Genomic DNA, 13,561 nt, shown 5'->3' with positions numbered 1-13,561 from the left:
ACATTGATGCTTGGACTACCGAGCACTTGTCCAAAAACTGGGTGACAGAACGAACCAAAACTCTCAAACAAGTGAGTTAATATTGGAACATAGAACTGGACACCCTAATATTTTTATTACCTTTGCACCCGAATTGTAAAACATATACATATTTAATATGGCTATCATAAAGACAGTAGAGGGAAAGACTCCCCGTTGGGGAAAGAATTGTTTTATCGCTGAGAACGCAGTGCTGACCGGCGACTGCATTCTTAGTGATGACTGCAGCATCTGGTATAGTGCGGTATTGCGCTCTGACGTGGATGCCATCAGATGTGGAAACAGAGTGAATGTGCAGGATTGTGCATGCATCCATCAAACCGGTACGATGCCTTGCATTCTGGAGGATGATGTATCTGTGGGACATGGTGCCATCGTCCACGGAGCCACAGTCAGAAAAGGTGCACTCATCGGAATGAATGCCACTTTGCTTGACAAGGCTGACATTGGCGAAGGAGCTATCATTGCTGCAGGAGCTGTAGTTACCCATGGCACCAAAGTTCCTGCACATGAGATTTGGGCGGGTATTCCTGCCAAGAAGGTGAAAGCTTGCGCTCCCGGCCAAGCCGAAGAGTTTGCCAAACATTATTCCGGATACATCAAAGACTGGTATCTGAAGGAAGATTGATAGAAAGGTATCTTGGCAAGGAGACTATCATCGTATTAGTAGGTTAACGACGTGTAGTAAAAGCTGCATGATGAAGATGATTCGTGACCGTAAAACAAAAATGCGCCCGCACAATACGGACGCACTCCCATAGAAGATAGAGCTCTATCTTTCCACCTTGAATATGGCGGCACTTATGCCTGAAGCTTTAATCACATCAGTCTTTCTTCCTGATTTATACACAACCTTGCCTGTAGAAAGAACAGAAACAGCCTTACCACCTACGGAGCTGATATTGAGAGAGGCTGCCTTGGCACCAGGATTCACGACAACAACATACTTCTCCTCACCCAAAGTGCGCTCATATACCATCGGATATTCCTGCCCCTTCCGGTTCAGGAGCTTCCAATCACCCTCATTGTCAAGAGCCTTGGCTGAATGACGCAAAGTGGTCAGCTTACGGGTATATGACAATAGAGAATTCCGATCTCCCTGCTGAGCTTCAACGGTCAACTTTCCGTTTTCCGTATCTATAGGGAAATAGAGCTTATCGGGTGCACTCGTAGAGAATCCGGCATTCTTCCCCTTGGTCCACTGCATCGGAGTACGGGTACCAGAACGCTCATTACTACCCTCCTTGTTAGGGAGATTCATCTGATACTTCATACCAATTTCATCACCATAATAGATAAATGGAATACCAGGCATGGTGAGGAAGAAGGTCATCGCTACCTTCAGCTGGTCTGGAGTGTTGCGGGTACCAATATTAGGCCGCTGGTAATCGTGGTTGGCAGATGGAACAGCGATGTAGCCGAGATTCTTGGTGGCATTGTATGCCTTGGTATAATTCTCGCTAAATTCCTTGAGCGAACCCTTGCCCTGCTTGTCGAAATAGCAGTTCTGATAGCTATTCTCCCACTTGCCCCAAGGAGTCTTGCGGTCGAAGAACAGGGAGGCATAGCCTTTGAGACCGAAATGAATGTAGAAATCGATGTTGAAACCGGCAGGGATGGCTTGCTGCGGATTAGCCCATTCTGAAATCAGGACGGTCTCAGGATAGTATTGATCCTTCCATGCACGCATCTCATTCCAAAGTTTGGAAACCTCCTTCTTGTCAGGGTCGTTCTTGATGAGCGATGATGCCATATCAACACGGAATCCATCTACACCCCTATCAAACCAGAATGCCATGATGTTACGTATCTCCCTGCGAACAGCCTGTGGTCCAGGAGCATCTACCCCCTGCTCCCAAGGATGATTTGGGTCTGGATGAGCAAAACCATAGTTCAAGGCTGGCTGGCACTCGAAGAAATTCTTCTCGTAATACTTGGCACGAGGAGCATTCGCCTCCACATATCTGCCTCGGGTACTAGACTCCGGACTTGCCTCCTGATGACGGGCTTCTATTTCTTTCTTCTCGCTCTCAGGGATATCATTCATCCAGATATAATAGTCGCTGTAACGCTGGTTAGGATCTTTCTCGGAAGACTCCTTGAACCAGGCACACTTGGTACTGGAATGTCCTGCCACCAGGTCGAGACAAACCTTCATGCCACGCTTATGGGCCTCATTGACCAATGTAACCAAATCGGTATTGGTTCCGAATCGAGGATCCACCTTATAGAAGTCGATGACATCATATCCACCGTCAAACCATCCCGACTCAAAGATTGGATTGAGCCAGAGGGCGTTCACTCCCAGCGACTTGATGTAATCCAACTTGGAAGTAATACCCGGCAGGTCGCCAATACCATTACCATCAGTATCCATATAGGAAGATGGATAAATCTGATAGAAAAGTGCATCACTCAACCAAGCCGGTCCCTTCTTCTGTTCAGCCTCAGCAGAAAGTGTGGTTGCCGCCAAGGCGGCAACCAACAGCATTTTATTCATTCTTTTCATGAGCATCATTATTATATTAAGAAAAACTCTCTCATAATAACTCAGAAACATTCATTTTATTGTGCAAGAAGGCTAATTGCAAATCCGCCACCTGCAACGGAGTTCAACTTCAAGACCGACTTACTGGTCACAGTTTTCTTTGTGATGACATAAGCCTGAGGATTGGTCTTGTAGTTGGCATTCTTTGCATCCTGATAGATGGTAGCCACATACTTCTTGCCCTTGTCGAGGAAATCGAGCTTTACGGTAGACTGATGAGCCTTCATGCCCGTAACGCCACCGACAAACCAGTTATCAGTACCCTTTGCCTTGCGGGCAGCGGTGATATACTCCATTGGTTCAGCCTCCAAATAGATAGACTTGTCCCAATCTACAGCCACATCCTTGATAAACTGGAAGGCATCCATGTGCTTCTCGTAATTCTCTGGGAAATCGGCAGCCATCTGCAATGGACTATACATGGTAACATAAAGTGCCAACTGACCGCAGATGGTAGAGTTGCAATGTGAACCATTGGCACAATCCATCTCAAAGATACCAGGGGTATAATCCATCGGACCACCCTGCAGACGGGTGAAAGGCAAGATGGCGGTATGTCCCGGTTTGGTTCCTCCGAAAGCCTGATATTCTGTACCGCGAGCACTCTCGTTGCCAATCAGGTTAGGATAAGTGCGGCAGAGACCGGTAGGACGCACAGCCTCATGGGCATTTACCATAATGTGATAATCGGCAGCACGGGTTACGGCATGCTGATAGTGATTGATTTCCAACTGACTGTAGTGATGCTCGCCACGAGGAATGATGTTGCCCACATAACCGCTCTTCACAGCATCGTAGCCATAATCCTTCATCAACTGGTAAGCTCTGTCCATATACTTCTCGTAGTTCATCACAGAAGAAGAGGTTTCATGATGCATGATGAGCTTCACTCCCTTGGAATGTGCATATTCATTGAGCGCCTTGATGTCGAAATCAGGATATGGAGTCAGGAAATCGAATACCTTTTCCTTCATATAGCCACTCCAGTCTTCCCAACCGATGTTCCATCCTTCTACCAAGACTGCATCGAAACCATGGGCTGCGGCAAAGTCGATGTAACGGCGTACATTGGCATTGTTGGCAGAATGCTTGCCAGATGGCTTGGCATGTACATAGTCGGTTCCATCCAACTTCACGGTAGGATAATCATGGGTATAGGCCCACTCTCCCTTACCGGAAATCATCTCCCACCATACACCCACGTACTTCACTGGGTGAATCCAGGAGGTATCCTTGATCTTGCAAGGCTCATTGAGGTTGAGAATCAAGTTGGAAGACAGAACCTTGCGGGCATCATCTGTAATGACCATGGTACGCCAAGGGCTCTTGAACGGAGTCTGCATGTATCCCTTCATTCCCTGGGCATCAGGGGTAAGCCAAGAGGTAAAGGTCATGGTCTTGTCATCCAGATTCAGGTGCATGGCTGGATAATCCACCAGAGCAGCCTCATGCAGATTGATGTAGATACCGTCATCTGTCTTCAACTGGAGTGAGGTCTGTACACCGGTATCCGAAAAGACGGTCTGTGAGAGATTGCCACTGACAGCAGCATGCAAGGCTGGACGGATGCCCGACAGACGGGTCTTGGTGTATTCATATTCCTGGGTATCGTAATCACCAGGAATCCACCAGGCGGTATGATCGCCCGTCATGGCAAACTCTGTACGCTCTTCCTTGATGGTAAAGTAGTTGAGACTGCCTTTCTGAGGGAACTCATAGCGTAATCCTACTCCATCGTCATAGACACGGAAACGGACGTTCATATAACTGTCGGTGGAATTCTGCTTCAACTCTACCAGCATATCATTATAATGATTGCGGATAGACTTGTTCTCTCCCCAAACAGGAGTCCAAGTCTCATCGAAAGTGGAAGTTTTCTCATTAATGACACTAAAATCGGCAAGCAGGTCCTTGCCATCCTTACCGCCCTTGGCGAGTTTGTAACCCAGACGGCTAGGCTTGATGATGGTCTTGCCCTGATAGGTCACACTATAGGTAGGCACAGTGCCATCCAAGGTGAAATTCACCTTGATCTGTCCGTTAGGAGAAGTAATGTCTCCAGCATCTGCCGAGATGCCAAAAGCCATCAGAAGGCTTGCGAGCAAAAAGAGTTTTTTCATATTATTTCCTTTTTTAGTTTGTAATATTCAATATAAAATTACCATTCTCCCTGGTATGCTCCAATGAGGAAAGTTTCCTCATTGGAGCTACCCCTTACTTGGTATAACCAGGATTCTGATCGAGTTTCTTGTTCAAGTTGAGCACGGCATAAGGGATAGGATAAACCATGGTATAGCCCTGCGTATCATCATTGTAATCACCTGCAGAAGCATTGTGGGTCACACCCTTGAAGCGGTCAGCAGTAGGCTCTGTAAAGGTACAGAATCTGATTTGGTCTTGGCGGCGTACTCCCTCCCAAGCCAGTTCCAGCATACGTTCATCCAGAATGTCATTGAGCGTAAGTTCTGTACGAGGTGTAGCAGCAACACGGCCACGAACCTCATTGACAATTGTGAGAGCCTTAGCCTTGTTACCCATACGATACTCAGCCTCAGCCTTCAGGAGCAAGGCATCGGCATAACGCCAGATTACCAAGTCGTTGTTGAAGCTATACTGCTGGGTAGTGGACTTGTCAAACTCATACTTCTTCATTCTGGCACCGGCACACTTCATGGCATGAGGGTCATCGGTAGCAGTGAAATCCACCTTTACAGCCAATGGCATATACTCCAGTGGCTTGTCAGTGGCACCGTCCTCTACAGCTTTTCCTGTCTCCTCCATATAATCCTTGTCGGTATAGAAGTTGAGTTTCAGACGAGGGTCCGGATTAGCCGTTCCATAGCCATATACCAGCATCTGCTGCTTGGAAGAGCAGGCTCCATTCCAGCCCTGGTAACCGATGGCACCACCATGGTTGTAATGCAAGGTGCGCACGATGTTGTAATCCTCTATCTTATAGTTGACGCAATCATTTGGGCGGGTCCAGATATTCTCCACGGAATTCTGGTTGGCTACGATGAAGTTATCTGCATAGCTAGGCTGCAGGCGGTAACCCAAACTGGCAATCTGGTCAGCACAATAGGCTGCTGTTTCCCACGCATTGCGAGTTTCACCATCCAAAGTGATATTAATATTTTTGCCCATTTCAGAAACAGTCTTTCCCTGCTCCTCGCTGGCAGTAGCCTTGCCGCTCTTGTCTGTTCCAACAAAGGCACTGTAGCTGGTTGGAGTGGTATCATCGATGGTATAGACCGGTGCATTGATGGCACACTTAGCCATACACATATATGCCACAGCCTTGGTGATACGGCCATAATATTCACCCTCGTTCTGACTCTTACTGTCTGAAAGATGAGGAATGCATTCAGCCAATTCTGAAGTAACAAACTTGAAGACATCAGAACGGTTAGACTGTTCCACCTCGCTGGCACTCACCTGAGAAGAAACAACCAATGGCACCTGTCCAAAGAGATCCATCACATAGTAATAATAGACAGCACGAAGGGCTCTCAATTCATATACATATTCAGCATACTCCGGATGTTCACCCAGGTACTTGTTGAGTCGGTCGATAGAAGAATTGGCAAGACCGATGACACGATACAGGTTGTTCCACACATCGTTATACTTGCTTACAGACGACTCGAAGTTGTGAAGGAAAATGTTCTGCCAGGCTCCACCATCTACCCAGTCACCCTGGCGACCAGGAATCATACTGGCATCAGAAGAGAACTCCTGGAAGGTATGTACCGAGCCACCATCGCTTCCATACAATCCATTTCCGATGGAAGAATATACGTTAGCCACTGTGTTTACATATACCAGCTTAGAGGTACTGAAAGCCTCCTCCTCAGAAAACTTGCTTCGTGGAGTCTCATCCAGTGAGCAACTAGCCAGTAATATCGATGAAAGAAGCATCGAGCCTATAATATATTGTTTCATAACTATAATCCTTTATATATTAATAATGTAGTTCTTGATAAGAATAATATAATCCATTATATACTAGCGTAAACATCTAGAAATTCACAGAGAGCGACAAAGTATAAGTACGGCTCAGAGGATAGATGTTCTTGTCGTCGATACCCAGATTGTCGCCACTGATGGTTGCAGAGTTGATCATTGGAGTCAAGCCCTTGTAACCCGTGAGAGTACAGATATTGTTGACCGACAACGACAGGTGAATGTTGTTGATGAATTTCCACTTGAGCATATCCTTGGTGAAGGTGTAGCCCAGAGAAGCGTATTCGAAGTTCATATAGTCACCCTTTTCCAACCAGTAGTCAGAAATCTGAACATCATAGATTCCCTTACCATTGTTGAGATGCTGTGCACCGCTCAGGATATTATAGGTAGGGAAATTGCTCATATTGCTCAAGGTCATGGATGTGGCATTGTAAATCTTATGACCGAAAGCACCGTTAAACTGCATAGTCAGATCCCAGTTCTTGTACTTGAAGCCCATATCCCAACCGAGGAAGTACTTAGGGATTGCCTGTCCGCAAACCTTGCGGTCGCCACTATCACCCGTATCAATGGTACCATTCTTATCAAGATCTTCGATGATATACTGTCCATTCTCATCGATACCAGTGCAGTGAGGCAGATAGAACACACCAACAGGTTGTCCCTCTATGAGATAGGTAACGCCATTGTTATGCACCAGACCAGCTGCACCTACGGTAGCAACTGGGATATGCTCGCTCGTTGTCATAGGCTGGCCCTTGTAGGTACCACTCAACTTCTTCAGCTTATTCTTCTGATAAGAGAAATTCACACCGGAATTGAAGGTGAAGTCCTTCGTCTTGATGATATCACCACGAACAGCCAGTTCAAATCCCATATTAGTCATGGTACCCATATTAGCCAACAGACGGTCGTAAGTGAATGGAGGCACCGGCACAGTATAGGTATAAAGCATATCTGAAGTCTCAGAAGTGTACCAGTCGAGGTTACGTTGAGACGCTGCTTGAACATCGACAGGTCGAAACCGGCATCAAATGTCTTCTTTACCTCCCACTTCAGATCAGGGTTGCTGTTAGAGGTAACCGCAAAAGTAGTACTTGTAGCGCCATTGACGGTAGTAACACCATTTGGTTCCATCAGTGCGAGAGAAGTATAAGGATCGATGGCATCCTGATTACCTGTTACGCCATATCCTGCACGAATCTTGAAATTATCTATCTGCTTGATTTTCTTCATCCAAGGCTCATTGCTGATTACCCAGGCCAAGGAAGCTGAAGGGAACCAGCCCCACTTCTGACCATTACCCAACTTAGAAGAACCATCGGTACGAACATTGACGGTAGCGATGTATCTGTCAGCAAACATATAGTTGACACGAGCCATATAAGAACTCAGGGTATATTCGGTGTAGTTAGACTGCAGATTACCCCAGCTCACATTGGCAGCAGCCTTCATGTTATTGAACTTGAAGTAGTTGGTATCAAATCCATGTGCCTCCTGTGAGTTCCAGTCATAGGTATATTTCTGTCCCTCCATCAGAGCCAAGGCATCAATGTGATGCTTGCCGAAATCCTTGGAGAAATTCACCATGATATTGCCCATATAGTCCTTGCGGTTGGTATTGGCGATATAAGCCCATCCGTTACCATTCAACTTACCCATCTGGATGTTGTTAGGAATATAGAACTTATTGTCACGGTTCCAATAGTTATATGAACCAAAGGCACTTACAGAGAGACCGTCGATGATATTGACAGTTGCCTTGCCATGAACATTGACAGAAGCATCCTTGTAGAAGTCATCAATATCGAGCAATCCCAGTGGATTCCAGATTTCATTGGCAAGCAAGTCCTCATCCCATTCGCCCTTGTTGTTTCTTACATGTGGATAGGTAGGGTTGTAAGCAGTGGCAGAATAGAACATCTTGTGCATATCATACTGGATATTGCTGTTGCGCTGAGAGCCAAACATTCCTAGTTCCAGCTTCAGATGCTTATCGAAGAGATACTGGGTGCCATCCAGCTTTGCTGTAAAATTCTTCATATCAGAATTCTTCAAGGCACCCTGACGGAGAACGAATCCCAGAGAAGCACGCAGACTGGATGTATCCGTACCAGAAGAAAAAGAAATATTATGATTTTGGGTAAGACCCGTATTGCGCTCAATCTCCTCGAGGAAATTGGTATCGCCACCCATATCGGTATAGGTCAATCCCAAGGACTTGGCTGTCTCACGATATTCGGAAGCCGACATCATATCCAGATTTTTATAGACCGTGTTTACACCAAACTGACCATTGTAGCTAAGGCTGGAATATCCCAGCTTACCCTTGGCTGTGGTAACAACGATGACACCGGAAGCACCACGTGAACCATACTGAGCCGTCTCTGAAGCATCCTTCAGGATGGTCAGACTCTCAATATCACCAGGAGCCAGGGAATTGAACATCGTCATATCAGCAAAGACACCATCAATGATAACCAACGGGTCGTTTCCACCGGAAAGAGAAGAAGTACCACGAACTCGAATGCTTGGCGAACTGGTAGGATCACCACCTGCCTGAGAGATGACAACACCAGCTACCTTACCCTTCAAGGCCTCGGCAGGACTGGTTACCACACCCTTGTTCATATCTTCTTTCTTGATGCGATCGACAGCACCCGACACAGTTCGCTTGCTGCCCACGGCATAACCAACGACAAGCACTTCATCGAGCACCTCATCGTTTTCCTTCAGCGTCACATTGATGATATGATTTCCTTTTACAGGAATCTCCTGGGTACGATATCCCAGATAAGAGAATACCAAGACGGATCCATCCTTTACATTATTAAGTGTGTAACCGCCATCCAAGTCAGATACCGCTCCATTCTTGGTGTCCTTCACCAGAATACTTGCACCAATGACAGGTTCACCCGTGGCATCCACCACCTGTCCTTTAATGGTTGCCTGACCAAAAGCATTAAAAGTAATCAAGCATCCTGCCATCAGCAGACCTGCTTTCTTTGATAAGTTCGTTTTATCCATAATTTAATAGGTTTATTATGATTAAAATTGTTTGTTGCCGCAAAAGTACGGCAAAAATCAATAAGTTGGTGCGAATAGTAGGCTTTTGGTAGATTGTCGGTATCTAGAACCAATCTCACAGCTCTGAATATCAATATTTTGCGAATTCTCAAAAAAAGCGGCTAGTAGATGCGAGATTCTCAATGTTTTTTATTATTTTTGCAGCGGAATCTAAAAACATAGGAAATATGAGACATCTTATCGTTATAATCATCACCCTGATGATACAGCCGATATACATAAAAGGAGACAACAACCAGCTATACAAACAGCTGGATGCTGCCCTGGCACAACGTGCCCATTATGTAGAGTTAAAAGAGAAAAGCTTAAATGAAATCAAGCAAGGAGCCAAGTATGTTACCAGCAACGAAGACAAATTAAAACTATACGAACAACTCGCCAACGAATACAAAGCCTACGAATACGACTCGGCGATGACCTACGTAAACAAAGGTCTTATCCTTGCCCAAAAGAGTAACAATATCTTTTTTAACAAAAGATTCCAGCTTAGCCAAACCAGGTTATTGATCACACGTGGATTCTATGCAGAAGCAAAGGAAATTTTGCAGAAGATAGAGCCTAAGGAAGAACCACGTGACTATCAGTTTCTATACTATTATACAATGTATGGACTATACAACAACTGGTCAACCTACTGTGAAAACAATGAATTCAGCAAGAATTACGACCTGAAAAAAGTGGAATACCTGAAGAAAGCAATAGAACTGTCGCCAAAGAAAGATGCATTCTATTACTACCTGATGGGAGAATTATACTATTTCAGTAATCATCCCAACAATAACAAGACCATCCAATACTACAAAAAGGCACTGAACATGGAAAAGGCCAACAGCCGTCTGCATGCCATGACCGCCTTTGCGCTTTCAGAGGTCTATCAGAAAGCCAACAACCTAGAGCTAATGGAGCATTACCTCCTGGTTGCAGCCATCTCAGACGTCACTTCTGCCACAAAAGAAAATGTCGCTCTGCAAGACATCGCACTCTTCATCTACAAACATAAGACCAGAAGTCTGAACAAAGCCCAGGAATACATCAACCTATCCCTGGAAGATGCTTATACCTACAAAAGCCGGTTGCGCCGCATTGAGATTTCATCCAAATTACAATTGATTACCAATGCCTATACAGATGACATCAAAACAACTAACAGATTGCTCAACATCGCCCTATTGGTCATTATCCTGCTCCTACTTGGAGTAGGTATTAGCAGTCTGTTCATCCGCAAGAAGAACAGGCTGCTGAAACAAAAGAAAGATGAAATCTCGGCAACGTCTGACAAAATGGAAAAGCTCAACGGTCAGCTACATCTCATCAACGACGAACTGAAGGATACCAACCAGAAGCGCGAGAGATTGGTAAAGGTATATATTGACCTGTGCTATAAGAACATAGAGAGAAACCAAAAGCTAAGAACATTGGCAGTAAGAAAGATAAAAGCCAACCAAAGCAAGGAACTGCTGAGTCTTCTCTCTTCCTCATCAAGTACAGAAAAGGAAAACAAGGAGTTTTTGACGGAATTCGACAAAGCATTCCTATCTCTGTACCCAACTTTTGTAAACGAGCTGAACCAGCAACTCACCAAATCGGCACACATCCAACTGAAAGAGAATGAGGAAATGCCACCCATCCTTCGTGTGTGCGCCTTGTTGCGATTAGGCATTACTGAAAGTTCCAAGATTGCCGGCATCTTGTCTTATTCACCACAAACTGTATATAACTATCGTTCCATCCTCAAGAACAATGCCATAGACAAGGAGCACTTCGAGGAGAACGTACTCAAGCTCTGTATGATAATCGCATAAGATCCACTCAAGAATATCAAAAGAGTGTGAGTCTTCTATCCGAGAAAACTCACACTCTTTTTTATATTATCACTTATTCCTAGGAATAAAAGTTTTTAAACTACGAAGAAATCTATGTTCAGCAGTGTTGAACATAAGTTCAGCAGTGTTAAACATAAGTTCAGCAGTGTTGAACATAGGTTCAGCAGTGCCGAACATAACTTATTACTAGGAGAACAGACTATTAATACTCATTCTGCTTTAAAGTACCCTTAGCAACCTCTATTTCATCCTGAGGGATTGGCAAGTATTTCTTGCTTTCCGTCCACTGGATACGCTCAGGTACACCAATCACATCGTATGCAGTCTTTGCCTTGTTGAGTACCTTTCCTCCACCAGGCTTCAATACCTCGGCAGCCTTGCCTAAGCGAATCAAGTCGTAGTAACGCTTGCCCTCGCCAACAGATTGCGAAGGTCACGACCGCAAACAGCTTGAATTGCCATACGCTCAAGACAAGCTCATCGAGGCTTTGGCTAAAGCCAACAAGAACTTCATCTATGTGAATATCTCAGGTAATGCACCTGGCGCAAGGAAGGTGGAGCCAAGACTGAGGGCAACATCATTGATGAGGAGTATAAGGAAGGCATCTACGTAGGTTACCGTTGGACTGATAAGAAAAACATCAAGCCAGCATTCGCCTTTGGACATGGATTGAGCTACACTCAGTTTGCCATCTCACCAGGGTGTTGACATGCGCACAGAGGAGATTTTGAGAGCAGATAGAATCATGGCTTGCCTCAAGCACTTTGCCCTCTACGGAGCCGTGGAGAGCGGAAAGGAATACAACACCGTGGATATGAGTCGCATACGCATGATGAACCAATACCTGCCTCCTTACGAAGCCGTGGTAAAGGCTGGCATAGGCAGCGTAATGTCTTCTTTCAACCTGATAGATTATACCCCTGCCACCGCCAACCACTGGATGATGACCGATGTCTTGAGAAAACAATGGGGATTCAAGGGCTTTCTCGTAACAGATTATGCATCTATCGCCGAGATTCTAAACCACGGCACTGCCAAGGATCTGAAAGAAGCATCAGAACAGGCACTCCTGGCAGGCACGGATATGGATATGTGCTCCAATGGCTTCGTCAAGCATCTGGCACAAAGCGTGGCTGATGGCAAGGTGACGGAGGAAGACATCAACACAGCCTGCCGCCGCATCCTCGAGGCAAAATACAACTGGGATTGTTCAGCAATCCTTACCGTTATTGCAACGCCAAGCGAAACAAGACCGACATCTACTCTGCCGAAAACCGACAGATAGCTCGCGACGTAGCAGCCGAGACCTTCGTGCTTCTGAAAAATGAAGGAAATCTTCTTTCTCTGAAGAAACAGGGAAAGATAGCGCTGATTGGTCCTCTTGCAGATACCCGCAACAATATTGCCGGCACATGGAGTGTAGCCCAGGCTCCAGAGAAACGGCGAACAGGGCAAGTCTATTGCCTGGGGAGATGAGGTAAAGATGAAGAACGAGGCACTGCAGATAGCAAAGGAAGCAGATGTGATAGTATGCGCCATGGGCGAAACTGCCGACATGAGCGGTGAATGCGCAAGCCGCACTAATCTGGAAATGCCTGATGTGCAGCAGGAACTTCTGGCTGAACTCGCAAAGATGGGAAAACCTGTCGTATTGCTCAACTTTGCCGGTCGCCCTACGGTTTTGTCATGGGAGAATGAACACATTCCTGCCATCATGAACGTATAGTTTGGTGGTTCTGAAGTTGGGCTACACCACTTTTGAGTATGGCGATTTGAAACTGAGCAGCCATGAAGTCAATATGGATGACTGGAAGATCACCGCCACCATCAACGTAAAGAATACAGGTAGTCGTAGTGCCGACGAGGTAGTTCAGCTCTATATCCGTGATATGGTTGCCAGCATCTCTCGCCCAGTCAAGGAACAGAAGGAAACAGTAAAGAGGTAAAGACCCAGAATCTTACTGTTAAATAATTGTGCCAAAAGCAAATGAACGCACAATAAATATTTTGCTTCAATTATTATTGATTTTCAACTTTTTGTTGTATCTTTGCAGAAGATAAGCTGCACTCGGCAATTTGAAAGCAAGCTTTCATTGC

At 45.6% G+C, this 13,561-nt stretch carries 6 protein-coding genes and 3 pseudogenes; 4 read left to right on the top strand and 5 right to left on the bottom strand.

Annotated features, from left to right (window positions below):
- Nucleotides 1–157: 157 nt before the first annotated feature.
- On the top strand, nt 158–667 hold the full coding sequence (locus DW830_RS10475; RefSeq protein WP_119249847.1) for a gamma carbonic anhydrase family protein: 510 nt from the start codon (nt 158–160) through the stop codon (nt 665–667).
- Nucleotides 668–811: 144 nt separating this feature from the next.
- On the opposite strand, the gene DW830_RS10470 is transcribed toward DW830_RS10475, so the two are convergent.
- The 4 genes and pseudogenes from DW830_RS10470 to DW830_RS10455 all read right to left on the bottom strand — a co-directional run bounded on the left by DW830_RS10470 (nt 812) and on the right by DW830_RS10455 (nt 9,580).
- Nucleotides 812–2,539 (bottom strand): alpha-amylase family glycosyl hydrolase, encoded by a 1,728-nt coding sequence (locus DW830_RS10470; RefSeq protein WP_119249846.1) that lies wholly within the window; start codon nt 2,537–2,539, stop codon nt 812–814.
- A 65-nt stretch (nt 2,540–2,604) separates the two neighbouring features.
- A complete protein-coding gene (locus DW830_RS10465) occupies nt 2,605–4,707 on the bottom strand; it encodes a glycoside hydrolase family 97 protein (RefSeq protein WP_119249845.1) in 2,103 nt (700 codons plus the stop codon).
- Between the two features lie 94 nt (nt 4,708–4,801).
- The gene (locus tag DW830_RS10460) at nt 4,802–6,529 is read right to left on the bottom strand and encodes a RagB/SusD family nutrient uptake outer membrane protein (protein ID WP_119249844.1); all 1,728 of its coding nucleotides are present in this window, start codon (nt 6,527–6,529) and stop codon (nt 4,802–4,804) included.
- 76 nt (nt 6,530–6,605) lie between these two features.
- A pseudogene (locus DW830_RS10455) lies at nt 6,606–9,580 on the bottom strand (SusC/RagA family TonB-linked outer membrane protein).
- Between the two features lie 227 nt (nt 9,581–9,807).
- On the opposite strand from DW830_RS10455, the gene DW830_RS10450 reads away from it, so the two are divergent.
- A complete protein-coding gene (locus tag DW830_RS10450; protein ID WP_119249843.1) occupies nt 9,808–11,442 on the top strand; it encodes a DUF6377 domain-containing protein in 1,635 nt (544 codons plus the stop codon).
- Between the two features lie 223 nt (nt 11,443–11,665).
- Here the strand turns inward: DW830_RS10450 and DW830_RS10445 are convergent, their stop codons facing one another.
- A complete protein-coding gene (locus DW830_RS10445; RefSeq protein ID WP_119249842.1) occupies nt 11,666–11,857 on the bottom strand; it encodes a hypothetical protein in 192 nt (63 codons plus the stop codon).
- Between the two features lie 28 nt (nt 11,858–11,885).
- Here DW830_RS10445 and DW830_RS10440 point away from each other — a divergent pair.
- Nucleotides 11,886–12,160: pseudogene (locus tag DW830_RS10440) on the top strand (glycosyl hydrolase); the annotation flags it as partial.
- 40 nt (nt 12,161–12,200) lie between these two features.
- Nucleotides 12,201–13,392, top strand: a pseudogene (locus DW830_RS10435) (glycoside hydrolase family 3 N-terminal domain-containing protein); the annotation flags it as partial.
- Between the last annotated feature and the right edge of the window lie 169 nt (nt 13,393–13,561).

Source organism: Prevotella sp. AM34-19LB, assembly GCF_003468525.1.
Classification (GTDB): domain Bacteria; phylum Bacteroidota; class Bacteroidia; order Bacteroidales; family Bacteroidaceae; genus Prevotella.
This window is presented reverse-complemented; position numbering and strand designations above follow the sequence as displayed.

What these genes read in the sequence shown, in the direction of transcription:
- DW830_RS10465 (WP_119249845.1), bottom strand. Translation starts at nt 4,707, where the DNA reads ATGAAAAAACTCTTTTTGCTCGCAAGCCTTCTGATGGCTTTTGGCATC.
- DW830_RS10475 (WP_119249847.1), top strand. Translation starts at nt 158, where the DNA reads ATGGCTATCATAAAGACAGTAGAGGGAAAGACTCCCCGTTGGGGAAAG.
- DW830_RS10460 (WP_119249844.1), bottom strand. Translation starts at nt 6,529, where the DNA reads ATGAAACAATATATTATAGGCTCGATGCTTCTTTCATCGATATTACTG.
- DW830_RS10450 (WP_119249843.1), top strand. Translation starts at nt 9,808, where the DNA reads ATGAGACATCTTATCGTTATAATCATCACCCTGATGATACAGCCGATA.
- DW830_RS10470 (WP_119249846.1), bottom strand. Translation starts at nt 2,539, where the DNA reads ATGAATAAAATGCTGTTGGTTGCCGCCTTGGCGGCAACCACACTTTCT.